The sequence below is a fragment of the Thermoanaerobacterium calidifontis genome (assembly GCF_055381745.1).
The window spans coordinates 179,400-205,887 of the sequence record NZ_AP042436.1; the positions used below are offsets into that span (position 1 = coordinate 179,400).

The 26,488-nt window shown below is 36.9% G+C and carries 25 protein-coding genes; 24 read left to right on the top strand and 1 reads right to left on the bottom strand.

The features are described from left to right. Positions 1 to 46: 46 nt before the first annotated feature. The 24 genes from yabG (at position 47) to ACZ42G_RS01080 (ending at position 24,753) form a co-directional block, all read left to right on the top strand. Positions 47 to 895, top strand: coding sequence for a sporulation peptidase YabG (gene yabG, locus ACZ42G_RS00965; RefSeq protein WP_014757673.1), 849 nt, complete (start codon positions 47 to 49; stop codon positions 893 to 895). A gap of 195 nt (positions 896 to 1,090) precedes the next feature. Further along, positions 1,091 to 1,354 carry a Veg family protein gene (locus tag ACZ42G_RS00970; RefSeq protein WP_014757674.1) on the top strand — a complete coding sequence of 88 codons (264 nt, stop codon included), beginning with the start codon at positions 1,091 to 1,093 and terminating at the stop codon, positions 1,352 to 1,354. A 121-nt stretch (positions 1,355 to 1,475) separates the two neighbouring features. Further along, positions 1,476 to 3,008, top strand: coding sequence for a DUF3794 and LysM peptidoglycan-binding domain-containing protein (locus ACZ42G_RS00975; protein WP_464851036.1), 1,533 nt, complete (start codon positions 1,476 to 1,478; stop codon positions 3,006 to 3,008). Between the two features lie 263 nt (positions 3,009 to 3,271). Further along, on the top strand, positions 3,272 to 4,525 hold the full coding sequence (locus tag ACZ42G_RS00980) for a transposase (protein ID WP_464850405.1): 1,254 nt from the start codon (positions 3,272 to 3,274) through the stop codon (positions 4,523 to 4,525). Between the two features lie 255 nt (positions 4,526 to 4,780). Then, positions 4,781 to 5,647, top strand: a complete 867-nt coding sequence (ispE, locus tag ACZ42G_RS00985; RefSeq protein WP_274893784.1) for a 4-(cytidine 5'-diphospho)-2-C-methyl-D-erythritol kinase — start codon at positions 4,781 to 4,783, stop codon at positions 5,645 to 5,647. Further along, positions 5,640 to 6,317, top strand: coding sequence for a GntR family transcriptional regulator (locus tag ACZ42G_RS00990; RefSeq protein WP_013786981.1), 678 nt, complete (start codon positions 5,640 to 5,642; stop codon positions 6,315 to 6,317). Before ispE ends, ACZ42G_RS00990 begins: the two co-directional genes overlap by 8 nt. 7 nt (positions 6,318 to 6,324) lie before the next feature. Continuing rightward, positions 6,325 to 7,047: a nucleotidyltransferase family protein gene (locus ACZ42G_RS00995; RefSeq protein ID WP_085112463.1), complete on the top strand. Its 723-nt coding sequence runs from the start codon at positions 6,325 to 6,327 to the stop codon at positions 7,045 to 7,047. Positions 7,048 to 7,132: 85 nt separating this feature from the next. Beyond that, positions 7,133 to 7,345 (top strand): CLC_0170 family protein, encoded by a 213-nt coding sequence (locus ACZ42G_RS01000; RefSeq protein WP_274893785.1) that lies wholly within the window; start codon positions 7,133 to 7,135, stop codon positions 7,343 to 7,345. Positions 7,346 to 7,364: 19 nt separating this feature from the next. Then, complete coding sequence (locus ACZ42G_RS01005) at positions 7,365 to 8,978, top strand: spore germination protein (RefSeq protein WP_284700608.1); 1,614 nt, start codon at positions 7,365 to 7,367, stop codon at positions 8,976 to 8,978. Continuing rightward, positions 8,962 to 10,056: a GerAB/ArcD/ProY family transporter gene (locus ACZ42G_RS01010; RefSeq protein ID WP_464851038.1), complete on the top strand. Its 1,095-nt coding sequence runs from the start codon at positions 8,962 to 8,964 to the stop codon at positions 10,054 to 10,056. The genes ACZ42G_RS01005 and ACZ42G_RS01010 overlap by 17 nt, the downstream gene beginning before the upstream one ends. Beyond that, positions 10,053 to 11,201, top strand: coding sequence for a Ger(x)C family spore germination protein (locus ACZ42G_RS01015; protein ID WP_085112459.1), 1,149 nt, complete (start codon positions 10,053 to 10,055; stop codon positions 11,199 to 11,201). Before ACZ42G_RS01010 ends, ACZ42G_RS01015 begins: the two co-directional genes overlap by 4 nt. A gap of 95 nt (positions 11,202 to 11,296) precedes the next feature. Then, positions 11,297 to 11,932 (top strand): stage II sporulation protein R, encoded by a 636-nt coding sequence (spoIIR, locus tag ACZ42G_RS01020; RefSeq protein WP_464851040.1) that lies wholly within the window; start codon positions 11,297 to 11,299, stop codon positions 11,930 to 11,932. A gap of 13 nt (positions 11,933 to 11,945) precedes the next feature. After that, positions 11,946 to 13,403 carry an aminotransferase class I/II-fold pyridoxal phosphate-dependent enzyme gene (locus ACZ42G_RS01025; RefSeq protein WP_464851042.1) on the top strand — a complete coding sequence of 486 codons (1,458 nt, stop codon included), beginning with the start codon at positions 11,946 to 11,948 and terminating at the stop codon, positions 13,401 to 13,403. A 49-nt stretch (positions 13,404 to 13,452) separates the two neighbouring features. Continuing rightward, complete coding sequence (gene sleB / locus ACZ42G_RS01030; protein ID WP_085112456.1) at positions 13,453 to 14,169, top strand: spore cortex-lytic enzyme; 717 nt, start codon at positions 13,453 to 13,455, stop codon at positions 14,167 to 14,169. Between the two features lie 9 nt (positions 14,170 to 14,178). After that, complete coding sequence (gene ypeB, locus ACZ42G_RS01035; RefSeq protein ID WP_085112455.1) at positions 14,179 to 15,513, top strand: germination protein YpeB; 1,335 nt, start codon at positions 14,179 to 14,181, stop codon at positions 15,511 to 15,513. Positions 15,514 to 15,579: 66 nt separating this feature from the next. Next, the gene (locus ACZ42G_RS01040) at positions 15,580 to 15,765 is read left to right on the top strand and encodes a small, acid-soluble spore protein, alpha/beta type (protein WP_013786991.1); all 186 of its coding nucleotides are present in this window, start codon (positions 15,580 to 15,582) and stop codon (positions 15,763 to 15,765) included. 192 nt (positions 15,766 to 15,957) lie between these two features. Continuing rightward, positions 15,958 to 16,446 (top strand): arginine repressor, encoded by a 489-nt coding sequence (locus ACZ42G_RS01045; protein ID WP_085112454.1) that lies wholly within the window; start codon positions 15,958 to 15,960, stop codon positions 16,444 to 16,446. Between the two features lie 30 nt (positions 16,447 to 16,476). Continuing rightward, the gene (locus tag ACZ42G_RS01050) at positions 16,477 to 17,853 is read left to right on the top strand and encodes an amino acid permease (protein WP_464851045.1); all 1,377 of its coding nucleotides are present in this window, start codon (positions 16,477 to 16,479) and stop codon (positions 17,851 to 17,853) included. Between the two features lie 402 nt (positions 17,854 to 18,255). Continuing rightward, on the top strand, positions 18,256 to 19,503 hold the full coding sequence (arcA, locus tag ACZ42G_RS01055) for an arginine deiminase (RefSeq protein WP_085112452.1): 1,248 nt from the start codon (positions 18,256 to 18,258) through the stop codon (positions 19,501 to 19,503). A 28-nt stretch (positions 19,504 to 19,531) separates the two neighbouring features. Next, the gene (gene argF / locus ACZ42G_RS01060) at positions 19,532 to 20,521 is read left to right on the top strand and encodes an ornithine carbamoyltransferase (protein ID WP_464851046.1); all 990 of its coding nucleotides are present in this window, start codon (positions 19,532 to 19,534) and stop codon (positions 20,519 to 20,521) included. A 68-nt stretch (positions 20,522 to 20,589) separates the two neighbouring features. Further along, positions 20,590 to 22,017: a basic amino acid/polyamine antiporter gene (locus ACZ42G_RS01065; protein ID WP_464851048.1), complete on the top strand. Its 1,428-nt coding sequence runs from the start codon at positions 20,590 to 20,592 to the stop codon at positions 22,015 to 22,017. Positions 22,018 to 22,032: 15 nt separating this feature from the next. Further along, the gene (arcC, locus tag ACZ42G_RS01070) at positions 22,033 to 23,022 is read left to right on the top strand and encodes a carbamate kinase (RefSeq protein ID WP_274893799.1); all 990 of its coding nucleotides are present in this window, start codon (positions 22,033 to 22,035) and stop codon (positions 23,020 to 23,022) included. A 43-nt stretch (positions 23,023 to 23,065) separates the two neighbouring features. Next, entirely contained in the window at positions 23,066 to 23,518 is a 453-nt protein-coding gene (locus ACZ42G_RS01075; RefSeq protein WP_274893800.1) for an arginine repressor, read from the top strand. Positions 23,519 to 23,664: 146 nt separating this feature from the next. After that, positions 23,665 to 24,753: a D-alanine--D-alanine ligase family protein gene (locus ACZ42G_RS01080; protein WP_464851050.1), complete on the top strand. Its 1,089-nt coding sequence runs from the start codon at positions 23,665 to 23,667 to the stop codon at positions 24,751 to 24,753. Positions 24,754 to 24,908: 155 nt separating this feature from the next. Here the strand turns inward: ACZ42G_RS01080 and ACZ42G_RS01085 are convergent, their stop codons facing one another. Beyond that, positions 24,909 to 26,144 carry an IS110 family RNA-guided transposase gene (locus ACZ42G_RS01085; protein ID WP_464851052.1) on the bottom strand — a complete coding sequence of 412 codons (1,236 nt, stop codon included), beginning with the start codon at positions 26,142 to 26,144 and terminating at the stop codon, positions 24,909 to 24,911. Between the last annotated feature and the right edge of the window lie 344 nt (positions 26,145 to 26,488).

Genomic DNA, 26,488 nt, shown 5'->3' on the forward strand with positions numbered 1-26,488 from the left:
ATATTATAGTATATGAAAATGACTATAATGTTGTGGGGGGATCTTTATGCCTTTTAAAGTCAATGACATAGTAGTGAGGAAATCACACGGTTTTGATTTGCTGTTTAAAGTCATAGATGTCATAGAAAATAGAGGAACAAGACATTACCTTTTGCACGGACTAAATATGCGAATTGTTGCTGATGCACCTGAAGATGATCTTATGCCGGCTTCATTGACAAGGATTAACGAATACGATGAACCATATCAGAGAAAGGCAAATTATATAATTAAAAAGATTGCTCAATCAAAAGATTTGAGGAAATCGAATGTGATGCGATCAAACCGAAGTGAGCCGTACGGCAAACCCGGTACGGTTCTCCATATAGACGGCGATGAAGGGTATCTGAATATTTGCTTAGATGCATACAAAAAAGCAAATATAGTGGCTTATGGAGAAATAGTAGATGAAAAAGAGCAGCCTGATAAGGTGGTGGCTCTACTAAATAAATACAAACCGGATATACTGGTGCTGACAGGACACGATGGCGTAAAAAACACCAGAAACTATTCAGATCTAAACAATTACAGAAACTCAAAGTATTTTGTAGAAGCTGTAAAAAAAGCCAGAAGCTATGAGCCATCTCTGGACGATTTGGTGATTTTTGCAGGTGCTTGCCAGTCTAATTACGAAGCGTTAATATCATCTGGAGCAAATTACGCAAGCTCCCCTGAAAGAGTGTTGATACATTGCCTTGATCCCGTTTTGGTGTGTGAAAAAGTAGCTTACGCTCATATAAATGAGATAGTAAAAATCGAAGAGCTTATAGAAGACACCATCACAGGTTCAGCAGGGATTGGCGGACTGCAGACGATGGGAAAGTTCAGATATGGCGTTCCAAAGGCTAAATTTTAGCGAGTCAACTGACTCGCTATTAATTTTTCCCGGCTTATGCCGGATATTTCTCTATTTAGCGCATTTATTTGTGCTTTTAAGCATGAATTGATTTGTTGACAAACTACATTTTCACTGGTATAATAATATATTTTATTTGACAAAGGATGAAAAATGTGTTATAATATTTTCAGAATTTTGTAAGGAGTGATAAAATTGGCCGATAGATTAGCCCTACATGAGATTAAAAAGAAGCTGGATGACCATGTTGGCGCCAGAGTCCGGCTAAAAACTAACGGTGGCAGAAAGAAGACAATAATCCGTGAAGGATTTTTAGAAAAAACATATCCCAGCATTTTTATTATTGTCATAGATGGACATGGAACAACCCGCAGGGTCTCATATAGTTATTCTGACATTTTGACAGATACAGTTGAGCTTACACTTATGAAAGGTGAAAAAGAAATACGATGCATGTAGCAAAAACCGATTGTTATCGGTTTTTGTTTTTAGCATATTTTTATACCTCCTTTTATATTATTATATTAGATAAATATAGCTTCTATATTTGATCATATATTTAATACGAGGAGGTAAAAAAATGTTACAAGGTGCATTGACAAATCCCTTAAGTTATGACAGGTTTGTAGGCGGGGAAGATAGTCAGGCTCTTATAGAAAGCGACGTAATAGTGCCGGAAGATATGCCTGATGCCATAAATGTGATTGCGGTTTTGGGAGAATCTGTAATAAACGACGTTGTCGAAAACGACGGCAAGATTCAAGTTGATGGGCAGCTTAAGCTAAACATATTATACGTAGCTGACAAGGACAAAAAGCTCCTTCGAATCAACAAGTCCGTGGATTTTACGCATTTTTTAGAGATTAGCGGTGTTGACTCAAAGTGTAAGTCCATTGTCAACTGCAGAGTAGAACATGTAGATTTTTCTCTTATAAATAGCCGCAAGATGAATGTAAAAGCCATAGTAAGCGTATCTGGCAGAGCATTTGCAAAAGAAAAGAAAGAAGCCATAGTGGGAATACAAAGTGATGAAGGTATAGAGTATCTGAAAAAGACCATCAAATTGGCAAATATAGTAGGTCAAAACAGCGCAGAGACTTTTTTGAAAGAACAAGTCAAGATTTCTGACGGTGAACCTAATGTTTCCAAAATATTAAAAACTGACATGATCATAAAGCCTGATGAGCCTAAAATAACAGATAACCGCGTCATAATACAGGGCAGTGTCCACGTGTATATAGTGTACGAAGGCGATTCGAAGGATGAGTACGGCTATGAAGAATGTGACCTAAACTACGCGAATTTTATAGACGTGCCTGGTGCATTAGGCTATATGAATGCCAATACTTATGAAAGAATAATAGAGAAAAACATAGAAATTTTGCCTGATGAAAGCGGAGACAACAGGATAATCGACATAGAATTGGTTTTAAAGACTGATACTATTGTGACAGAGAAAGATGAAACTGAGATCCCGGTAGACATATACGGCATCAACAGAAACGTTGAGCCTGTAATAGAGAGAATAGAAGCCATAAGTCAGCAAGGGCGCTTTAAATCACAAGCCATATTTAAAGAAAATGTGGAATTTAGAAACAATGTCCGCAGAATAATTGATGTTGTTGCATATCCTGTCCTTTCAGACTACGCTTTAAAGGACGGAAAAGCCATCTTAGAAGGTGTGATCGATTATAACATCATATATATAGGTGATAACGGCAACACCATGTCTTATAAAGACGAAACACAGTTTAAGACGTTTTTGGATGTGCCAATAGATGACGGAGATCTTTTCGTCGATTTAAAAGTAACGCATATTACCTATGACATTATGGCCATGAAAGAGGCAGAACTTAAGTTTGTAGTCGACGCTACTGTAGATGCCTTTAAAATTAGCAAGTACGATGTGCTTGTAGATGCGAAGGAAGTTGAAGATGTAAGAAGTGAAGAAAATAGGCACAGCATCACGATATACATGGTCCAAAAGGACGATGAGCTTTGGGATATAGCTAAAAGGTACAGGACTTCTAAAGAAGAAATAATTAAAGTAAATGAATTAAAAGACGAGAGGATTTTGGCTGGCTCAAAGCTTATAATACCTAATAAAATATGAGGTTTAAGCTAAAGTTGGAATTCATGATTTATTCCAACTTTATTTTATTTCATAGAGAAAATTTATTTATCGATTTACAGAGATTTCGCATCTAATAATTTTTAGAACCATAAATCAACTGATTTATATAGTTTAACGAAGTGTAACTAGAAATATGATATTTTCCGTTTTTTACTGGAAATTGAAAGAAAAAAATTGCAAAATAAAAGCATCCTTTCTATAATATGTTTTGTCACAAACCAAATAGAAAGGATGCTGATAAAATGAACAAAAGTTGTTTTAAACAAATGCTTATCTACTTCTCTAAGATATACCATCTTGGAGAAAAAATCAATACCCTAAAAGATAAAAGAGCAAAATCTTCAGTAAAAATTTCAACAATTACCTTTGTAGTATTATTTGGATTTATGCTTCAAATAAGGAGTTTTAATAGGTTGGAACATTGGCTTAAAAAAGGTAAATTTAAAAAAGTATTACCTAAAAAGACTAAAATTCCTCGTATTGACACTATTAGGCGTGTTTTAAGTAATTTTGATTTAGATGGCTTAAATGAACTTAATAATAGTATAATCAAGACAAGTACAAAAAATAAGGTTTTTAGAAAAGGAACTATAGATGGACTAAAAGTTGTTGCAATAGATGGTGTAGAGTTATTTGAAAGCACTAATAAGTGCTGTGATAATTGTCTTACACGAGTCCAAAAGGACGGGATTACTCATTACTTTCATAGGTCAGTAATATGTGCAACTGTAGGTTCTGATCCACATCTTATCATAGGTCAGGAAATGCTTGAACCTAAAAGAGATGCTTCAGATAAAGACGAAGGAGAAATTACAGCAGGCAAGCGTTTAATTAAGAAATTGCATAAAGAATTTCATCATTTTGCAGACATCATAGTAGCTGATGCATTATATTGTAAATCTACTTGGATTAAAGAAGTTTTATCAATAGGGATGGATGCAGTAGTAAGAGTTAAAGACGAAAGATTAAATATAGTTAAAGATGCTCTTGGTTTATTCAAGTGTCGAAAAGCAGATAAAGAATGGAGTGTTAAGAAAAAAAGTAACAATTATATTAAAATTAAAGCCTGGGACGAAGACAATTTTCAAATGCCTAATTCCGACATAGAAGTAAGGTTTATAAAATTTATAGAAGAGATACATAGCTCAGGCAAAGTAGAAATAAAAGAATCATGGATAATAACTACCTCTAAAGTTACTTCAGTAGAAACTCTATGGAAAATAATACATAAAAGATGGGAAATTGAAAACAATGCTTTTCATCAATTAAAAACAGAATGGCATTTAAATCACTGTTTTCTGCACAGTCCTGAAGGTGTAGAAACCGTGTTAATGTTTATAATAATAGCATTTAATTTAATGCAATTATATTTTTTCAGATGTATAAGAAATTTTAGGGAAAAGCATATGCTTCAGATAGATATTATTGAAGATATAAAAGATGAGATATTTATCATAGAAACTGGATGGAGTAATCCACTGTTTGTGAAGACATAATTTGAAACAAAACTGGAAATTCATTATTAAGATTTGTGGGGTAAGGGGGAGGTGCAACTATTTTTAGCATCCAAATGAATTTGTTATTGCCATATATTCAACTAGATGTAAAAAATAAAAATTATTGTAAAAACAATTTTTTTACTGGAATTTTAATGCAAAATCTCTGATCGATTTAAACATATGTAGAAGGATTTTCGTGTATAATGTATAATATATATTATAGCGTAAATTTTTTGTGGAAGTGAACTGGTTATGGACAAACTAAAAGCGAAATCGTACGCAAAAATAAATTTGGCACTTGATGTCAAAGGGAAAAGAGATGATGGATACCACTTTGTTGAGATGGTTTTGCAATCGATAGATTTATATGATAAATTAGAATTTGAGATGTATGATGACATAGTTCTTGAATGCAATAGGAAAGATGTACCTACAGATAGATCCAATTTGATCATAAAGGCAGCGGATTTATTAAAAAGAGAATTTGGCGGATACGGTGTTCACATTAGACTTAAAAAAAGCATACCAATTGCTGCAGGACTTGCTGGTGGCAGCTCAAATGCTGCGGCAACTTTAGTCGCTCTAAACAAGCTTTGGAACCTTAATGTAAAGTTGTCTGTCTTAAAAGATTTGGCCGTTTCTTTAGGGGCCGACGTGCCTTTTTGCATAGATGGTGGTACTAAAGTGGCTTCTGGTATAGGGGACGTGTTTCAAGACTTACATACGCCCAACTTGAAATTGCTATTAGTAAAACCTCATATATCCGTAGCGACAAAGGACGTGTATACTGAATATGACAATCTTGCTTTCATAGAAAATAATTATACTAAAAATATGGTTGACGCTATAAACTCAGGAAGTATCATGAATATATGTATGAGTCTGGGGAACGACTTGGAGCGGGTAACCATCAAAAAATATCCTATTATAGACGATATAAAAAAGATGATGGTTAAAAAAGGTGCATTAGGCACTCTTATGAGTGGCAGTGGGCCAACGGTATTCGGAATTTTTGATGATAGTGTAAAAATAAATATTGCTTATGATTCTTTTGTGGCTGATGGATTTTATGCATGTATTTCTAATACTATTGATAAGGGGATAGAACTTTATGAATAACTATTTGCCATTAGAAAATTACAAACCGCTTAGGGATATCGTATTTGATTACATGAAAAATGCTATTATAACAGGCGAATTTAAGCCAGGAGAAAGGCTTATGGAGGTGCAGTTGGCGGAGAAACTGGGAGTTAGCAGGACTCCCGTAAGGGAAGCCATAAGAAAGCTGGAGTTAGACGGGCTTGTCGTCATGGTACCGAGAAAAGGTGCATATGTGTCAGATCTTAGTACGAAGGATCTGCTTAATGCGTTTGAAGTCAGGCAGTCTTTAGAAGGACTTGCGGCATCACTTGCTGCTGAAAGGATAACAGACGATGAACTAAAAAAACTAAAAGAAATATTGGACAAATTTTATGAGGGGATACAAGAAAACGACGTAGAAAAGCTGATTAAATACGATCAGGAGTTTCATGACCTGATATTTAATGCTTCAAGAAATGAAAAATTGGTTCAGATAATGAACAACCTTCAAGAGCATGTTCATAGGTTTAGAGTAAGGTATATAAGCGATTTTAAAAAATCAAAGAAGCTGTATCAAGAGCACAAGAAGATATTGGAGTCATTGGAGATGCGTAGTTCTGACAATGCTCAAAAGTGGGCGGAGAAGCACATACAGAATTTTCAAAATGATTTAGTGAAAGATATGAAGCATTTTAGCAATGGAGAGTGAATGAATCATGAATGCTTTAATACTGGCTGGAAGCACTGGCGATGAGAAGCTTCCAGAAAAGGCTCTTATTAAGATAAAGGATAGGTATATGATATCGTATGTCATTGATGCGTTAAGAGGCTCTGGGAAAGTAGATAAGATTGCTGTAGTAGGCGACAGGGAAAAACTGCAATGTATAGATGGCATAGATATATTAATAGATCAAGGAAATTCCATAATAGAAAATGTTGTCAAAGGAGTCGAGCCTTTTAAAAATGACAGGCGCGTATTGATATTGACATGCGATATACCTATGCTTACAAAAGAGGCAGTAATAGACTTTGTAGAGCAGTCTGAAGCCTTGAACGCGGATTTGTGTTATCCGATAGTTAAAAGAGAGGACAACGAGAGGAAATTTCCAGACGCAAAGAGGACTTACGCTAAAATCAAAGAAGGCACTTTCACCGGTGGAAATATATTTTATATAAATCCTCAAATTGTCGATGCCTGCATTGAAGCGGCAAAACAATTTATAGCGTTTAGGAAAAAACCGTGGAAGTTAGGACAGTTGCTGGGCTTTAGGATTTTGATACTGTTCGCTTTTGGGCGCGTAACCATAAGTCAGCTTGAGAGAAAGGTATCAGAGCTTTTCAATATTAACGCAAAAGCTGTAATATCTAAATACCCAGAGATAGGCAATGATGTAGATAAGGATGAAGACGTAGAAATGGCAAATAAGTATATAGCTTAATATATATGCATGAGAATAGGCGGAGGCCTATTTTTTTTGCATATATTTTTTTTATTGTGAAATACTTAAAAAAGGTGATGTGGATATGATGAATGTATTTCTTTTTTTGAAACAAGTTTTTAACGCGTATTTGTTTACCGTACTTTTCATAACAGGTTTTTATGAATCGGTGTTTGAGCCTAAAGATTTGAAGAAAAAAGGGCTTGATAAAGACTCAAAAGTTTGCAGAAATATAGGCATAGCGTATCTTTTAGTTGATGCTGTCATGTACATAATCATTAAATTTTCACCGATTTGATGAGAAAGGGGTGCTTTTTTTGGGATTTTTTAATAAACTTTTTAAAAATAAAAACAATGATAACAGGGAAGGTAAAGATGTAGAAAGTCCAAAGGTGAAAGAAGACATTGAAGAAAATATAAAATACATAAAGGATATGTTAAAAGATTCTGATGATATAATTTACAGAGAATTTTGGGTTGGGGAGGAATTTCAGCACAAATTAGAGTTAGTGTTTGTAGATGGACTTGTGGACAAAGGCATCATAAACGAGCACGTGATGCATTCCCTTATGCTTGATTCAAGGCAGGCAAGACCTTCGATTGATGAGATTAAAAAGAACATATATGAAGTAATCAAAAAAGCGGCCATAACTGGTGGTGACATAAAGGAGATTGACGATTTAGACAAATGTATAACATCTATACTTTCAGGTGATACGGCCCTTTTCTTAGATGGACACTCTAAAGTTGTCATTATATCCAGCAGAGGATGGCAGATGAGATCTGTTGCACCTCCTGAGACAGAAATGGTTGTAAGGGGCGCAAGAGAAGGTTTTACTGAGACTTTGAGGGTAAATACAGCTCTTGTCAGAAGGTGGATAAGGGATCCGAAGTTTAAGATAAAGCAGATGCAGATAGGGAAAAGGTCTAAGACGGATATTGCTTTACTGTACATAGATGACATAGTCAATAAAGATTTGTTGTCATTGATAAAAGAAAGGCTTAATCAGATAGACATAGACGGCGTTTTAGAAAGCGGCTACATTGAGCAGCTTATAGAGGAAGATTGGCATTCGCCATTTCCACAAATGCTTAACACCGAAAGACCTGATAAAGTTGCTGCATCAGTGTTGGAGGGAAGGATTGCCATACTCATAGACAATTCGCCATTTGCACTAATAATACCTACAACGTTGGCTACACTATTCCAATCGCCTGAAGATTATTTTGAGAGATGGATGATTTCTTCACTTCTCAGGATACTAAGGTTTACGGCGGCAATCATTGCTCTTGTAGGTCCATCTATATATATAGCATTTACATCATACCATCCTGGCATGATACCTACAAAATTGGCTCTTTATATAGCTTCAACAAGGCAAGGAGTTCCATTTCCTGCCTTTATGGAAGCATTAATAATGGAAGCGACTTTTGAGCTTTTGAGAGAAGCAGGCATAAGGCTTCCTGTACCAATAGGCCAGACGATAGGCATAGTAGGCGGCTTGATCATCGGTCAGGCTGCTGTAATGGCAGGAATCGTAAGTCCGTTGATGGTGATAGTGGTAGCAGTTACTGCTGTTTCGTCTTTTTCTATACCCAGTTACAGTGCTGCCATTGCCTTTAGGCTTTTAAGATTTGCTTTTATGATTCTAGCGGCTGTATTGGGGTTATACGGCATAATGCTGGGATTTATACTTATGCTGACACATTTGGTCGTACTTAAAAGCTTTGGACTTCCTTATTTATCTCCATTTGTAGAGATAAATTTAAGCGATTTGGCAGATACAATTATAAGAGCGCCGCTGATGGCCTTTAAAAAGAGACCTCCTACACTTGACACACAGGATAAGAAACGGATGAAGGATTTAAGACCGGAGAAGATCGAAAGCGTAGAAGTAGACCGGAGGGATAATAATGATAAAAAACAATGACAAGATCTCAGAAAATCAGCTTTCTATACTGCTTTTTACCACTATGTTAGGAGCTGGTGTATTAAGCTTACCTGCAGATGTGGCCAAGGCAGCAGGACCCAATGGTCTTATTGTGATACTTCTAGGAGGACTTGTGGCTTTAACATTTGCTAGGATTATAAGTTTCGTAGCATCAAAATTTCCAACGGAGACATTTGTAGAGTATTCCGAAAAAATTATGACTAAGCCTGTGTCTATTTTGCTTACAATATTCTTAATCGCGTATTTTTTGATTTTTTGCAGTTTAAATTTAAGGATATTCGGTGAAGTCGCAAAGTCATACCTACTGAATAGCACTCCTATAGAGGTTATAATGATAACCCTGCTTTTCACGTCGGCGTACATTGTGCGATATGGGATAGAACCTATTGCAAGGATGTCGGAGATACTTTTTCCTGTAATGGTTATACCTGCCATGATCATCCTTTTGCCAGCCATTACAGACATAGATTTAAGCAATTTTTTGCCTGTGCTTAGGATTTCACCTTTAAGGCTTGCAAAAGGCATTTTGCAGACTACCTACAGTTTTATCGGATTTGAAATATTGTACGTCATATTTCCATATATCCAATTGGGAAACAAGCTTAAAAAAAGCATAAATGTATCATTTTTTTCCATAATATTTTTTTATCTTTACATAACGTTTTTCACCATAGGTATATTCGGGTACAAGGAAACAAGTGTCCAATTGTGGCCATTGCTTACAGTCATAAAATCTATAAACTTTCCAGGTTTTTTTATTGAAAATCTTGAAAGCCTTATAATGGGCATTTGGACGTTTGCGGTATTTACATCTATATCGGCTTTTCATTATGCCGCCACACTGAGCTTGTCAAAGCTTATAAAGGCAAGAGAACATTCATATCTTGTTATACCGCTTATACCCATCATATACTTTATGGCACTTATACCTGAATCAATTGTAGAGGTATACAGATACGCGTCATACGCCATATATTTAGCTCTGTTTTTTGTGATCATCCTTCCTTTGTTAATGTGGGCTATAGTGAAAATAAGGCATGGAGGTGAAAAGCAATGAAGAAATTTATTTTTATATTGGTGCTCATTATACCATTAATCTTGACAGGATGCTGGGACAAGGTTGAGATTGAGGACAGAGCATTTGTGATGGCCATAGGGATTGACACGTCGAATCAAGCCAAAAATTATGTGGTGACTTTCCAGTTTCCAAATGTAAAACAGGTGTCCAGCGCTGCAGGTGGCGGCGGTGGTGGCGGTGGGCAGCCTAATTTCTCCATATCAGAAATTGGGGATACAGTCTTTTCTGCATCCCGTCATGTGAGCACAAGGCTTGATAAAAGGCTTTTTCTAGGTCATACGAAAGCTGTGATTTTAGGCAAGGATGTAGTCAGCAATAGGGATAAATTTCTTGAAGTATTGGATACTTTAGATAGAAGCTACGAACTAAGCAGGAAGTTAAGGTTGCTGGTGGCAAATGGCAAGGCACAAGATATACTGCTTAAAAATTATAAATTTGATCCAGATATTGGTGCGTATATTGATGATATATTCAAGCAGTACAACAGGACGTCAATATTTCCTAATATAGATTACAATAAAATAACCAAATCGTTGCATGACACAAATGGAAACGCCATAATTCCAGTCATATCAGCGGGAAAAGATGAACTGAAAATTGCTGGTTCTGCCATCATAAAAAATTACAAACTGGCAGGATGGCTGTCAGATGGGGAAAACATGGGGTACATGTGGCTTATGGGCTTTGTCAAAGGTGGAGACATTACGTTTGACATGCCTACAACGGACGGTAAGGAAGTAAAGGTGCCATTTAACATCACAAATACCGTTATGAAAAGACAGGTTATTGAGAAAAACGGAAAGATAATATACAAATTAAAATACGATGTTGAAGGAGAAGTGACGGAATACAGTTTTCAAAAGCATGGTGAGATGTTTGACACAAATGTATTAAGCACAATGGAGAAAAAAGCCGACGGCGTCATTGAAAAAATGATAAATGAATCACTTAAAAAATTTCAGAAGGATTTAAAAGTCGATATGATAGGCGTGGGAGATTACATAGAGAAGTACAATCCTTCACTTTGGAGCAAAGTTGGGCCAACTTGGAATGAGAAATTTCCGGATGTTGTGGTGGAGCCGGTTGTGACTGCCCACATTAGGAGGATAGGCTTATTTAGATAAATTTTGTATAATTCTCATCTTGTTTGGCAATAATTGAAATCGAAGGCAATTTTAATTGTAATTGTCAAATAAAAATAATTGGGGGATTATACATAATGAAGCGTCTTATTGCAATTGTTCTGATAATTTCTACAGTATTTTTCTTTGAGATAAGTAAAAACGATGATACATACGCCATGAAAAAAGATATCTCAAATAAGCTTATAAGATTTCACGTTATAGCTAACAGCGATTCTAAAGAGGACCAAAGCCTAAAGCTAAAAGTGAGAGATGCTGTAATCAAAAGCATGAACGACAGATTCATCGGTGTGACAAATCTAAAGGAGTCAGAAGAAATAATAAAGAAGAACATACCATACATACAAAAGATAGCGCAAGATACTGTTTACGCCAATGGAAAAAATTATGGTGTCAAAGTAATGTACGGCCGCTTTGATTTTCCTACAAAATACTACGGAACGATCACACTGCCTGCAGGAAATTACAATGCACTTAGGATCGTCATAGGCAAAGGCCAGGGGAAAAATTGGTGGTGTGTGATGTTTCCGCCACTATGTTTTATCGATATAACACATGGGCTTACAAGCGATGAGACAAAGAGAGAATTAAGCAGATTCTTGTCAGAAGATGAATTGTCCATGATAGAGACAGAAAAACCACAGGTAAAATTTAAAGTCGTGGAAGTGTTGGAAAGATATTTTAACGAGATAAAAATGGCATTAAAAGATTAGGAGGAAAACTTAGATGACGAAGTACACACAGAATGATGCGCCTTTATTTGAGGCGCTAAAAAATTATGTAGAGGAAAATGTGTATGCCTTTCATGTTCCAGGGCATAAACATGGGAAGGGAAATAGAGAATTTACTCAATACGTTGGAAGTGCAGTGATGGGCATTGATGTCAACAGCATGGAGGATTTGGATAATCTTGCTAATCCAATAGGCGTAATAGAAGAAGCACATAAACTTGCAGCACAGGCTTTTGGTGCAGATTATGCTTACTTTTTGGTCAATGGCACTACGTCTGGAATACAAGCCATGATAATGGCAGTTACAGAGCCGGGTGACAAGATAATCATGCCGAGAAATGCTCACAAATCAGCTTTTTCGGCTCTCATTCTATCAGGTGCAGTACCTGTTTACCTGTATCCTGAAATAGATGAAGATTTGGATATAGCATTAGGAATTAGCGCCGACAAGGTACAAGAGGCAATTTTAGCAAACCCTGACGCTAAAGCAGTTCTCATATTGAATCCTACGTATTACGGCATTACTTCAGAATTAGAAAAGATAATCCATTTGGCACACGAGAATAATATGGCGGTTTTGTGCGATGAAGCGCATGGAAGCCATTTTTATTTTCATCCTGACATGCCTCGTGGTGGTATCACACTGGGCGCTGACATTTGTGCCCTTAGCATACATAAAACGGGTGGCTCAATGACACAAAGCTCTCTTCTTTTGTCTAAGGGCAATAGAGTAGAAGTGTCTTCAATAAAGTCCATTTTAAACCTTTTGCAATCTACGTCTGCTTCGTACGTTTTGATGGCATCACTGGATGTGGCGAGAAAACAGTTGGCTACTAAAGGTGAAAAAATGCTCATGAAAGTCATAGAATTTTCGGAATACGCTCGTGAGGAAATCAACAAGATAGATGGGTTAAAAGCCATTACTCAAAAGGATATAATGAGCCCATATATGTTAGATCCAACTAAACTTGTCATAAATGTATCAAAGACAGGCATGACGGGATACGAGATAATGAGAGAATTGAGGCTTAAATACCACATCCAGTTGGAGATGGCGGATCTTAGCAATATAATGGCAATAATAAGCCTTGGCGATGAAAAGGATGATGTAGAGCATCTAATACACAGTTTAAAGGAATTTGCCAAGATGAATAAAAACAGCGGTGAAATAACAACAGGAAACATAATAAGGCCAGAAGTCATCGTTGCTCCGAGAGATGCGTATTACAGCAAAAGCAGGTCAATTCTTTTGGATGATGCAGAAGGTGAAATATGTGCGGAGATGATCATGGCATATCCGCCGGGAATACCAATGATTTGCCCAGGTGAAAGGATAACAAAAGACATAATTGAAAGGGTAAAGCTGCTTAAAAGGCAGCATTGTCAGCTTCAGGGCACTGAAGATCCAAACATAGATCATATAAAAGTTTTGGGACACGTGTATAAAGTTTGATTCTCTACAAAAAATATCTACAAATACTAATTTGTAGAGGAGGAGACAGATGAAAAACTATTCCATTTCAAGAGTCAAAGTAGTTTTGCTTATATTAATATTATTTACGACTTTTTGCGTCGAGCTAAGTACGTTAAACATGTCCATGAAGACAATGGCAAATTTGTACTGGGGCAATTCTGGCTCAGACGTATCGAGAGTTCAATCAAGGTTAAAAGATTGGGGATATTACGATGGGCCTGTAGATGGATTTTTCGGAGTCAGAACATGGCTGGCTGTGAGAAAATTTCAAGCTAATAATGGACTTAATGTGACTGGAATTGTGGACGATCAGACGAAGGTAGCTTTGGGATTTAATATTAGCAAATACACTTCAATATCAAGTACATACACTCCAGCAACATCAACGACTACAAACGATGACGTATACCTTTTGGCAATGCTTATAAACGGTGAAGCGAGAGGGGAGCCTTTTATAGGCAAAGTGGCTGTTGGAGCGGTTGTGATGAACAGAGTAAGGTCACCGATGTTTCCACATACAATTGCAGGTGTGATTTTCCAACCTGGAGCATTTTCTGCGGTTGATGATGGACAAATGTGGCTTCCTCCAACTCAAGACTGCATAAGAGCAGCTCAGGATGCAATAGCAGGATGGGATCCAACAGGTGGAGCACTGTACTACTACAATGCATCGAGAGTACAAAATTACTGGATTTTTAACAGGCCAATAATAACCCAGATTGGCAACCATATATTTGCAAGGTAGGTGATGTAAATGAAGAGAATATCAACAGTCGTGATGCTTCTTTTGCTTTTAGTAGTAGGTGCATGGGGATACAATCAGTACATGCAGAAAGTAACATACCATAGATATTTACAGGCACAGTACGATAGGTCTTTTTATCAGCTTGTAAACAGCATAGAAAATATAGAGACATCAACAGGCAAGTTGATGGTTTCATCTCAGGAAAATACGACAATACCAATTCTAAGCGATGTATGGAGGCAGGCTTTTGAAGCGCAGGAAAACTTAAGCCAGCTTCCAATAAGCCAGCCTGAATTAGACAACACTTCAAAGTTTTTGTCTCAAATCGGCGATTATTCTTACAGCCTTTCAAAAAACGTCGCTGACGGCAAAAAATTGACGGACAAAGATTTAAAGACAATATCAGAGCTACACAACTACGCAGTTTACCTTGGCAAAAGTTTGCAAGATTTAAGAAGCAAAATACAAGGAGGGTATGATTTAGACAACTTAAATAAAAAAGGCACTCAAAAGATGAGCCAGATAGACAGCAAAATACTGAATGTGAATATGAATACTGTAAATCAACAGATGTCTAACTATCCAACACTAATATACGATGGACCTTTTTCTGAAAGCCAGGCAAAGTTGACACCAAAAGGATTGACTGGCAGCAACGTTTCGTACGATAACGCAGTGTCAATAGCAAAAAGGTTTTTAGGAAAGCCAGTATCGTCTGCGATTAAATACAGTCCTAACAATGGAAAGATAGATGCGTATGGAGTAGAATTAAAGCCACCTCAAAACGCTCCTTCTATATATGTGAATGTAAGCAAGAAGGGCGGGCATGTAATATGGCTTATGGATCAAAGGGCAGTTTCTAAAGTGAACATATCAGAGACACAAGCGTTAAATTATGCTATGAAGTTTTTAAAATCACATGGTTTCAGCAATATGGAAAATACTTATTCTATAAAGGCCAATGGAACGGTCCAATTTAATTTTACTCCTGTTCAGGATAACGTAAGAATCTATCCTGACATTGTCAAAGTAAAAATTGCATTGGACAATGGCGACATAGTAGGATTTGATGCCACATCATACTATATGTCACACGTTGATAGGAAAATAGAAAAGCCGAAGCTTACGGAATCTGAAGCGCAAAGCAAGGTCAGCAAGAATTTGAAAATTGAAAGCAGCCGATTGTGCATAATACCATTGGACGGAGGGAAAGAAGTTTTGGCTTATGAATTTAAAGGAACATACAGCGGCGATACATTTTATGTATACATCAACGCGGAAAATGGCGTTGAAGAAAAGATTTTAAAAGTCATAAAGACAAATCAAGGCAATCTGACGATGTAATTTCTTTTAGAATAAAAAAGAGCTTAACAGGAAAAATATAAATGGGCCCAAAAGGAGGAATTGAAAATGAGTAGACGTCGCAATAGCCTCATGTCAGATAACCTGAAAGAGGAATTGGCAAAAGAGTTAGGCGTTTACGACATTGTAAAGACTGAAGGTTGGGGAAGTGTATCATCTCGTGACTGCGGCAATCTTGTAAAACTTGCTATCAAGAAAGCCGAGGAAAGCATGGTACAGAACAATAACTTCTAAGTCTCCTCATTAAAGCCCAGAAAGGCCGGGGAAGATAAATTTCTTCTCTGGCCTTTTAACGTCTATAATGACTTAAAAAATTTTTAGTGCTCAACTAAAATTGTAGACATTTAATAGCAAACGCGATAAAATTATTGTGTAAAAAATGTTTAAAAATAATCAATAATTTTGTAGAGATTTGAGGTGAGTTATATGACAAAGCTGGATCGCCACAACAAGATATTAAAAATCATCAAAGAGAAAGATATTGAGAATCAAGAGGAATTAGTCAATGAATTGCAAAAAGAAGGATTCATTGTGACTCAAGCCACCATATCGAGAGATATAAAGGAACTGAAGTTAGTAAAGATATTAAGCAGCGATGGGAAAAGATACAAATACTCCACCAGGGATGTAAATGAGAATATAACATTGGATAAATTTTTATCGCTTTTATCTAAAGTAATTGTAGATGTAGATTATTCAGGCAATATAATTGCAATTAAAACGTTGTCTGGTGCAGCATCAAGTGCCGCTGAAGCAATTGATGAATTAAACTGGAGTGAAATCGTAGGCACTATTGCAGGAAATAATACTATTTTTGTGCTTGTCGATAAAGATGATAATGTAAAAGAAGTAATCGATAGATTAAAAAAAATAGTCGATACGCAAATGGGGGAAAATATTAAAAAATTAAGTTGATGTTAAAAACAACATAGGAGGCAATATTAGATGAATGTATTCAGAAAGAAGTCGGCAGATCAATTGCTTGAGACTGCTGAGAAGACGAATTTAAACAAAAAACTCACTGCTATTGATTTGGCTGCATTGGCCATTGGTTCTGTCGTTGGAACAGGAGTGTTTGTGTCAACTGGCGAAGGTGCTTTAAAAGCGGGTCCAGCAGTGATTATCTCGTATATAATTGGTGGCGTGACGGCTGTTTTGGCTGCTTTCATATTTGCTGAGTTGGTTACGATGTTTCCGGTAGCTGGCAGCACATATACTTATTCTTATGTTGCTTTTGGTGAAATAGTTGCTTGGATAATAGGATGGGATTTACTCTTGGAATATCTTATATCTGCAAGCGCTGTGGCATCAGGATGGTCCGGCACGTTTATCGGATTTTTAAAAACCCTTGGCATAACATTGCCTAAAGTCATAACTACACCTCCGATTTCTGGTGGCATCATGGATTTGCCTGCAATTTTGATTACTGCGTTTGTAACATGGATTTTGTACGTTGGCGTAAGGGAAAGTGCCACTGTAAATAATTTGATAGTTCTTTTGAAGATTGCTGTCATAGGATTGTTTGTATTTTTAGGATTTAGCCACATTAAGATGGCCAATTTTACTCCATTTGCACCGTATGGATTTAAAGGGATAATGACTGCAGCAGCTATCATATTTTTTGCATATGTAGGCTTTGATGCTGTTTCTACTGCAGCGGAGGAAACGAAAAATCCCACAAAAGATGTTCCTTTAGGACTTATGGTGGCTGTAGTATTGATTCTTGTTATATACATGGCGGTTGCCATCACATTGGTTGGGATGGTACCTTTCAAACACATAGATCCAAACAATGCGCTTCCTGGTGCACTTTTAAGTGTGGGGATTAACTGGGGTTCTGCACTGGTTGCTACAGGTGCTATTGTAGGCATGGTTTCGACGCTTTTAGTGACTTTGTATGGTCAGATAAGGATTTTTATGGTGATGGCACGTGATGGCCTTTTGCCAGAGGTTTTTTCAAGGGTTCATCCAAAGTACAAAACTCCTCACATAAATACATTGATTACATGTGTTTTGACTGCTATTATTGCGGGATTTCTTCCATTAGATGAAATAATTGAGCTTACAAACATCGGCACATTGAGCGCTTTTATCATTGTATCAATTGGTATATTGGTGCTAAGAGTAAAGATGCCAAATGCTGAAAGGAAGTTTAAAGTGCCTTTCGTGTGGATTGTAGCGCCACTTACGATGATATTTAGCTTGTACCTTATCATCAATCTTCCAATGGTGACACTTGCTAGATTTGTAATATGGATGATAGTAGGCCTAATCATTTATTTCGCGTACAGCAGATATCACAGCACTTTAAATACAAGATAAGATCATTAAAAATCAAATTTTTCTGAATAAGAATAACCGGGCTTAAAACCTGGTTATTTTTTTGTAAAAAATTCGAATTAATATTTTATGCAGTGAATGTATAAAAGTTTGTATAGGTTTGTATATTTTGTAACAAGTAGCGACATTAAAAGACATTTATGAATAAAAATCAATCAGTATGCAAGTAAAAATTCATATTTTTTTATAAAAATCGGATAAATACATAAATTTCAGAGAATATACGCATATTTAAGAGGTAAACCGTTATTTCTCTCAGAGAAAACCATATCATATAAAATTAAAATATTTTAAGATTATTGCTGTTTTATTGGATGAGCGTTTTAGATGTATAATTGCGGTGAACAGATGATGATAAATAAATTTAGAAATGGAGGTAGCAATATGGAATCCTGTGTCAGTATCGATTCTTTGAGCATAAACGTCTATTCAGAAATAGGCGTATTAAAAAAAGTTTTACTACACAGACCTGGAAAAGAAATTGAAAATTTAGTTCCAGACTATTTGGGAAGGCTTTTGTTTGATGATATACCATATCTCAAAGTTGCCCAACAAGAACACGATAAATTTTCAGATGTATTGCGAGAAAATGGAGTAGAGGTAGTGTACGTTGAAAATTTGATAGCAGACGTCTTAAACGACGATGATATCAAAAACGAGTTCATTGAAGAATTTTTGAATGAAAGTGGCATAATTTTACCTGTTTTAAAGGATGCATTGAAAGAATACCTTCTTAGCATGGACACAGAAGAAATGATTGACACGATAATTGCTGGAATACGAAAAGATGACGTAAGGCTTAAAAAGGTCAATTCTCTTACAGGCATAATTAAAGATGATTACCCATTTTATCTTGATCCGATGCCAAATCTATACTTTACCAGAGATATCGGCGCTTCAATTGGAAATGGCCTTTCTATAAGCAGAATGAAAACTGAAGCCAGAAGGAGAGAAACACTTTTTATAAAGTACATTCATAAATATCATGATCTCTTTAAGGATGCGAATATTCCTCTTTGGTATGACAGGACAATGCCTTTTTCCATCGAAGGTGGGGATGAGCTTATATTATCAGATGAAGTGATGGCAATAGGATGTAGCGAAAGGACATCGTCGGAAGCAATTGAGATATTAGCTAAAAATTTATTAAATGGCAAAACAAGCTTCAAAAAAATATTAGTATTTGAAATTCCAAAAGCCCGTTCTTTCATGCATTTGGATACCGTATTTACAATGGTTGATTACGACAAATTTACAATACATTCAGGCATACAGGGAAATCTCAATGTCTATGAAATTTCAAGCGGAAGTGACGGCGCACTTAAATACAGGAATGATACTAATTCACTTGAAAACATTTTAAGCAACGCATTAGGATTGGATTATGTCGAGCTTATAAAATGCGGTGGCGGTGATCCAATAATCTCGGGTAGAGAGCAATGGAATGATGGATCTAATACGCTGGCAATAGCGCCTGGTGTCGTCGTAACATACGAAAGAAATTATGTGTCTAACGAATTGTTGGAGAAAAGAGGTATAAAGGTTCTCAGAATACCAAGTGCAGAGCTTTCAAGGGGTAGAGGCGGCCCAAGATGCATGAGTATGCCTCTTGTTAGAGAAAATTTAAGATAAAAACTAAAAGATTTGAGGAGGAATTATTATGCCAATAAACTTAAAAGGAAGAAGCTTTTTAACACTTAAAGATTTTACAACAGAAGAAATAAGGTATTTGCTGGATCTCTCACACGATCTGAAAGCAAAAAAGAGAAAGGGACTAAAAGATAAACTTCTTGATGGGAAAAATATAGTTCTCTTGTTTGAAAAGACATCTACAAGGACAAGATGTGCATTTGAAGTGGCTGCATTAGATGAAGGAGCACATGTGACATATTTGGATATGAACAGCTCTCAGATGGGTAAGAAAGAATCGCTGGAAGATACTGCAAAGGTTCTTGGCAGATTCTATGATGGAATCGAGTATAGAGGCTTTGCGCAAAAGGTCGTTGAAGATCTTGCGAAATATTCTGGGGTTCCTGTGTTTAATGGGCTTACAGATGTAGATCATCCTACACAAATACTGGCAGATATGCTTACAATTGAAGAGCATGTAGCAAAACCACTTAACAAAGTGAAAATAGTTTTTGTAGGTGATACAAGAAATAACATGTCTTATGCATGGCTTTATGGTTGTGCAAAAATGGGAATGCATTTTGTGGCATACGGACCTAAAGAGCTGTGGCCAGAGAGTTCTGTTCTTGATGAGGTAAATAAAATTGCAGAGGAAACTGGCGCTATACTTGAAGTTACGGATGATATTGAAAAAATTAAAGGTGCTGATGTCGTATATACAGATATATGGGCTTCAATGGGCGAAGAAGATAAACTGGCTGACAGAGTAAAACTTCTTACACCTTTTAGAGTTGATATGGATATGTTAAAAGCTACACAAAATCCAGAAGTCATATTCATGCATTGCTTACCATCTTTCCATGATTTTGAGACGACAATGGCTAAGAATGCAAAAGAGAAAATGAATCTGGATATTAGAGAAGTTACTGATGAAGTTTTCAGAAGCAAACATTCAGTTGTTTTTGATGAAGCCGAGAATAGAATGCACACAATTAAAGCAGTGATGGTTGCTACTCTATGATGCATCTTACAATGGGCTAGGTTACATACCTATCCCATTGTAAAAATAAATGTATAGGAGGGAAATGTATGGAAGGTAGTGTTGGGAAGCAAAAAAAGTTGGGGCTGATGCTTTTAATAGCATTGGGCGTGGGTTCGATGATTGGTGGAGGTATATTCAATAGCCCTACTGATCTTATTGGTGTATCAAATCCGCAGTCAGCACTTATTGCGTGGCTGATTGGCGGCATTGGTGTAGTTTCGTTGGCGCTGGTGTTTCAGATGCTGGCAAATAAAAGACCAAGTTTGACAGGTGGTATTTATTCTTATGCAAGAGCAGGCTTTGGAGAATTTGTAGGATTTAATTCTGCATGGGGTTACTGGTTAAGTGCTTGGCTTGGCAACGTGGCATTTTTGGTTTTGCTTTTTAAAACATTTAATAGCTTGCTTGGAAAAGGGCATGAGTTAAAACCAGTAGTTACTTTCATAGTCGCTTCGATTTTGCTTTGGATAATACATTATATCATTACAAGAGGAATTAAAGATGCTGGTGTTGTAAATGCGATTGTAACAGTTGCAAAGCTGCTTCCGTTGATTTTAGTTATCGTATTTGGATTGATAGTTTTCAAGGTTCCAATTTTTAATGTACACAACTGGACCACGACACTTGCATCCGATGGCAGTGCAAGTAGCTTAATAGGACAGATAAAAGGTGCCATGGGAACCATATTGTGGTGCTTCATAGGCGTCGAAGCTGCAACAGTATTGTCTGAAAGAGCTGAATCTCAAAAAATAGTAGGTAAAGCAACAGTTTTAAGCATCTTGATTACACTTTTGATTTACATGCTTATATCCACAATTGCAATGGGCGTTGTGCCTGCAAAGGTTTTAGCAAAAGCCAGCACTCCATTGGCAAATGTGCTTGAAGCCACTATATTAGGAGGCGCTGGTGGAGTTATCGTAAAGCTTGGCCTTATAGTATCACTTTTAGGCGCGACTTTAAGCTGGATATTGTTAGCTGCAGAAATCCCTTACGTAGCGGCAAAGGATGGGGTTATGCCAAAGTGGTTTTCCAGAGAAAATAAAAATGGAGTGCCAATCAATTCACTTATTTTGACTAATGTGTTAACACAAATATTTTTGGTATCATTGCTATCTGATAAATTACAATCTGCATACTATACATTGTATTATATGGCAACTACATTGATACTTGTACCATATCTTTTTTCAGCACTGTTTTCTTTAAAAGTATGCAATGAAGACAAATCTTTAGTCGTTGATACGGTAATTTCTTTGATAGCCACTGTATATTCTTTGTACGTGATTTATGCTGTAGGCATATCCTACTTAGGTCTCGCATTCATTATGTATGCAATAGGTATAATTCCTTACTATATTGCTAAAAGAGAGAGAGGAGAAAAAGTCAGTAAAGCTGAAGTCATATCTATGGCGATAATGGTTTTAATAGCGATTATCATGATTTATGAAGTTGCGACAGGAAAAATAACACCGTAGAGAGGAGAAAGTAACATGGCAAGAATCGTTGTAGCACTTGGAGGAAATGCACTTCAAGAAAATCCAAAAGATACATCTGCAGAAGCACAGCTTAAGACAGCACATAGCACTGCAAAAGCAATTGTAGATCTTATAGAAGATGGACATGAGGTTATCATTTCTCATGGCAATGGACCGCAGGTAGGACAAATTGTATCAACGTATGAAACTGCTAATTCTGTAAATAAAAATATACCTGTTATGCCTTTTCCTGAATGCGGTGCATTCAGTCAAGGTTACATTGGATACCACCTGCAACAGGCGATTAGAGACGAGATGATAAAAAGAGGCATCAATAAGGACGTTGCGTCTGTGGTTACACAGGTGGTGGTTGATAAAGATGATCCAGGTTTTAAAAATCCGACAAAACCTGTAGGTTCATTCTTCACTGAAGAACAGGCTAAAAAATTAATGGAAGAGAAAGGATATGTAATGAAAGAAGATGCTGGCAGAGGGTATAGGAGAGTTGTCGCATCACCAATGCCGAAAAAGATCGTTGAAGAGCAATTGATAAAAACGATTGTCAATGCAGGACATGTGGTTATTGCGGTAGGCGGTGGCGGCGTGCCAGTAATTGAAAATGAAGATGGAAGCTTGAAAGGCGTTCCAGCAGTTATAGATAAGGATCTGGCCTCTGAAAAATTAGCTGAAATTTTAAATGCGGATATTCTCATGATACTTACGGCTGTAGAACAAGTTGCGATAAACTTTAACAAGCCAGACCAAAAGAATTTATCGCTGTTGACGGTAGAGGAAGCCAAAAGATATATAAAAGAAGGACATTTTGCAGAAGGCTCAATGTTGCCTAAGGTCAAAGCGGCAATAATGTTTGCAGAGTCTAAGGCAGGACGAAAATCGATAATAGCATCGTTAAGCAAAGCGAAATTAGCAGTGATGGGCATAAGTGGAACTTCCATAATCTTAAGTCCTGTCGCTGAAAGAAAACTTGCTAATTTAAAAGCTTAAAAGATTTAAAGTGCTGTGGATACTTATAAAGGTGGTTTTTATAATGATGGCTTATAATCAAAAGGCTTTAAGGCAATCTAAGATAATCGAGATAATAAGAGAAAAGGAAATAATAAACCAAAAACAGCTTATAGAGGAGCTTAAGTTAAATAAAATTATAGCCACACAATCGACGATTTCTCAGGACATTAAAGAGCTAAGGTTGATAAAAGTTCCAAGCACTGATATGAAATCATATAAATATGCTTTTAATGAAGACTGCAGTCTTCCTAAAAACAATTTTTTAAAATCAATAGTCGATATTAAATGTAATAGAAATATCATTGTCATAAAGACATTGTCTGGAGCGGCATCTGCCGTAGCCGAGATGATAGATCTATTAAAATGCGATGATATCGTTGGCTCTGTAGCTGGCGACAATACAATTTTTATATTGGTAAGAAAAGCGGGCAGTACAGTTGTTAAAGAGATTTTCAAAAGCGAAATGACAAATTAAAATATTAAGGCGGATTTATCCGCCTTAATATTTTACTATATTGAAAAACTTAAGCTTGAATCCATATTTCTAAAGGGTTAGAATATAATTAATAAATAATACATAATTAATTATATGTATACTATTTGAAAGGAATGAATTCTTTTATGGATAAGCTTAAAGTAGCTGTATTGTTTGGGGGGCAGTCTGGAGAGCATGAAGTATCAAGGGTTTCAGCCACTTCTATAATTAACAATATAGATAGAGAAAAGTACGAAGTTTACATGGTAGGCATAACGAAAAAAGGTCAATGGTATTTATACAGCGGTGATGTTGACAAAATCGCCACAGGTGAATGGGAAAAAGAAGCTGTGCCTGCTTTGATAGGGCCTTCCACTATGTACAAGGGGATAATTGCATTTAAAGACGGGAGCTATGAATTTTATTCGATTGATGTGGTTTTTCCGGTTTTGCATGGCCCCAATGGAGAAGATGGAACAGTACAGGGTCTTTTAGAACTTCTTGAGATGCCGTATGTTGGGCCTAATGTGCTTTCATCATCATTGTGCATGGATAAAGTCTTTTCAAAGAGGATATTCCTAGAGTCTGGCATACCAACTCCAAAATTTACGGTTGTATACAGAAAAGATCTAAATGACGTAGATAAACATGACAAGATAAGAAGCGAAATAACACAAAAGATTGGATATCCTTGCTTTGTAAAACCTGCAAATATGGGTTCAAGTGTAGGGATAACAAAAGTTCACAATGAAGGTGAGCTAATTGATGCCTTGAAAATTGCAGCAAAGTATGATAGAAAGATTATTGTAGAAGAAGGCATTGATGCAAGGGAGATTGAGTGCTCTGTCTTAGGCAATGACAATCCTGAAGCGTCTGTCGCTGGTGAGATTGTTCCAGCACATGAATTTTACGATTATGATGCAAAGTATTTTGATGAAGCATCGAAACTTTTCATTCCAGCGCCTATACCTGATGCTAAGATGGAGGAGATAAGAGATTTAGCAATAAAAGCGTATATGGCATTGGACGTGAGAGGAATGGCCAGGGTAGATTTTCTGATGGACAAAAATACAGGTAAAGTCTACTTGAATGAGCTAAATACGATCCCGGGATTTACGCAAATCAGCATGTACCCTAAGCTTTGGGAGGCATCAGGAAAACCATACAGCAAACTGATTGATGAGCTTATACAATTGGCTTTATCTGCATACAATGAAAAATGTACAAACTGGTAAAGACAAGCGGTGTAATGTCAAGTAGTATTTTTTGGAACATTGAAAAATAAAGGCCTCAAAAACTCTAAAAAAGGCAACACTTAATAAACCTACCATATATTGGATAATATTGGAAGGGAACTTAGCTGATTTTTAGTTAAATATATTTGCTAAATCTATCCATTACCTCCTGGTTGGTAGATTTGGCCTTTGCTCAGCAAGGCAAAGACCAGTCTCACAAGCTTACGTGCCGTTAAGACGAGGGCTCTCTTATGCTGGTGTTTGGTAACCTCATTGTACTTCTTGTAGTAAAAATCAGCATACTCTTTTGCGTGTATCCTTACGCAATTGGCTGCTTCTACAAGATAGTACCTCAAATATTGGTTGCCGCACTTAGCTAAAGAGGTGTCTTCAGCACTAAAGTTGCCAGATTGATATTTGTTCCACACGAGGCCTGCAAATTTGGCTACAGCGCATTCATTTTTAAACCGCTTAACATCACCAATCTCAGCCACAAGGCCTGCGGCTAATACATCGCCGATGCCTGGAATAGTAGTCAGAGCTTGGCGAAAGGCATTAAGCTGTTTAGAGATTTCTTTATCCAGTTTTTTAAGCTGAGATTCAAGAAATCTGATATTTTCAAGAGTCATGGTCAGAGTCATGCTAACAGTATCGCACATATCAGGATTAAGACGATATGCCCTGTTAGCAGCGGATTTAAGTGTTTTAGCGATTTCTTCAGGATTGCTCAATCTATTGTTACCATGACTCAAGACAAAATCAACAAGATCCTCCATAGGCATAACAGCGATCTCATCAGGAGTAAAAGAATCAAAGACAGAAGTAGATGCTGAGCCAAAGACGTCGCTAAAAGGACAGTCTTCCTTGTATGAAGAGAACTTGAGATAAAGCAGGTTCAAAGCTCTGCTCTTTTCACTGGATATAGTCTGTACCAGGTTGTATCTAAAGCGAGTAAGGCGCTGTAGGGCAGCATATTTAAAGTCAGGCATGGGAGTAGGGTTTACCCTACCAAATCTGACACAATCAGCAATGACTCTGGCATCAAAATCGTCAGTTTTAGGCAAATGAGTGTAAGCCTTTTTAAAACCCTTAACGACACCTGGATTCATGACAAAGAATTTAGGGTTAAAAGGTGCCAGGTCAGGAGAAGAAGCCAGGTGGAGATGGAGGTGCCATGCATAATGAGAGGTGGCTTCCATACCAATTTTGATAGAGGAAGCATCAATAGCTTTAGCATGGGAGATCACCTCAGAGATGATAGAATCAGCACCTGGGGTATCATTAGAAACCGAAAAAGGCTTCTTAATGAGGTTATTGCCATCTTGATCAATAAAGAAAACAGAATTAGATTGACTGCTGACGTCGATACCGACGAATAAAGTACTGGGCACGTAAATTCCTCCTTTCACAAAAAATTTGAGACCAGTACCAGGTTAATCCCTGACAGATTACCGTGAAACAGCCTCGCGGTATCAGAACTATGTCAATACCCATAGGATACACCGTATGGATGCTGAGATATACGGAAGAGTAAGACATGGACAGCAAGCGAGTAAGAACTAAACGAGTAATCCCAGGGGTGCAGTCTTCGGCGAGAAGTACCCTAAAGAAGGGTCTTCAGGGGAGATCCAGAGCGACCCTGAACCAAATCCTAGAGATAGTTTAACAGAGACAACCTGAAGAAGAAAGAGGGAATACGTGTACTACAATACAAAATGCAGCAATCGAGCATACA

What these genes read in the sequence shown, in the direction of transcription:
- yabG (WP_014757673.1), top strand. Translation starts at nt 47, where the DNA reads ATGCCTTTTAAAGTCAATGACATAGTAGTGAGGAAATCACACGGTTTT.
- ACZ42G_RS00975 (WP_464851036.1), top strand. Translation starts at nt 1,476, where the DNA reads ATGTTACAAGGTGCATTGACAAATCCCTTAAGTTATGACAGGTTTGTA.
- ACZ42G_RS00980 (WP_464850405.1), top strand. Translation starts at nt 3,272, where the DNA reads ATGAACAAAAGTTGTTTTAAACAAATGCTTATCTACTTCTCTAAGATA.
- ispE (WP_274893784.1), top strand. Translation starts at nt 4,781, where the DNA reads ATGGACAAACTAAAAGCGAAATCGTACGCAAAAATAAATTTGGCACTT.
- ACZ42G_RS00990 (WP_013786981.1), top strand. Translation starts at nt 5,640, where the DNA reads ATGAATAACTATTTGCCATTAGAAAATTACAAACCGCTTAGGGATATC.
- ACZ42G_RS00995 (WP_085112463.1), top strand. Translation starts at nt 6,325, where the DNA reads ATGAATGCTTTAATACTGGCTGGAAGCACTGGCGATGAGAAGCTTCCA.
- ACZ42G_RS01000 (WP_274893785.1), top strand. Translation starts at nt 7,133, where the DNA reads ATGATGAATGTATTTCTTTTTTTGAAACAAGTTTTTAACGCGTATTTG.
- ACZ42G_RS01010 (WP_464851038.1), top strand. Translation starts at nt 8,962, where the DNA reads ATGATAAAAAACAATGACAAGATCTCAGAAAATCAGCTTTCTATACTG.
- ACZ42G_RS01015 (WP_085112459.1), top strand. Translation starts at nt 10,053, where the DNA reads ATGAAGAAATTTATTTTTATATTGGTGCTCATTATACCATTAATCTTG.
- spoIIR (WP_464851040.1), top strand. Translation starts at nt 11,297, where the DNA reads ATGAAGCGTCTTATTGCAATTGTTCTGATAATTTCTACAGTATTTTTC.
- ACZ42G_RS01025 (WP_464851042.1), top strand. Translation starts at nt 11,946, where the DNA reads ATGACGAAGTACACACAGAATGATGCGCCTTTATTTGAGGCGCTAAAA.
- sleB (WP_085112456.1), top strand. Translation starts at nt 13,453, where the DNA reads ATGAAAAACTATTCCATTTCAAGAGTCAAAGTAGTTTTGCTTATATTA.
- ypeB (WP_085112455.1), top strand. Translation starts at nt 14,179, where the DNA reads ATGAAGAGAATATCAACAGTCGTGATGCTTCTTTTGCTTTTAGTAGTA.
- ACZ42G_RS01040 (WP_013786991.1), top strand. Translation starts at nt 15,580, where the DNA reads ATGAGTAGACGTCGCAATAGCCTCATGTCAGATAACCTGAAAGAGGAA.
- ACZ42G_RS01045 (WP_085112454.1), top strand. Translation starts at nt 15,958, where the DNA reads ATGACAAAGCTGGATCGCCACAACAAGATATTAAAAATCATCAAAGAG.
- ACZ42G_RS01050 (WP_464851045.1), top strand. Translation starts at nt 16,477, where the DNA reads ATGAATGTATTCAGAAAGAAGTCGGCAGATCAATTGCTTGAGACTGCT.
- arcA (WP_085112452.1), top strand. Translation starts at nt 18,256, where the DNA reads ATGGAATCCTGTGTCAGTATCGATTCTTTGAGCATAAACGTCTATTCA.
- argF (WP_464851046.1), top strand. Translation starts at nt 19,532, where the DNA reads ATGCCAATAAACTTAAAAGGAAGAAGCTTTTTAACACTTAAAGATTTT.
- ACZ42G_RS01065 (WP_464851048.1), top strand. Translation starts at nt 20,590, where the DNA reads ATGGAAGGTAGTGTTGGGAAGCAAAAAAAGTTGGGGCTGATGCTTTTA.
- arcC (WP_274893799.1), top strand. Translation starts at nt 22,033, where the DNA reads ATGGCAAGAATCGTTGTAGCACTTGGAGGAAATGCACTTCAAGAAAAT.
- ACZ42G_RS01075 (WP_274893800.1), top strand. Translation starts at nt 23,066, where the DNA reads ATGATGGCTTATAATCAAAAGGCTTTAAGGCAATCTAAGATAATCGAG.
- ACZ42G_RS01080 (WP_464851050.1), top strand. Translation starts at nt 23,665, where the DNA reads ATGGATAAGCTTAAAGTAGCTGTATTGTTTGGGGGGCAGTCTGGAGAG.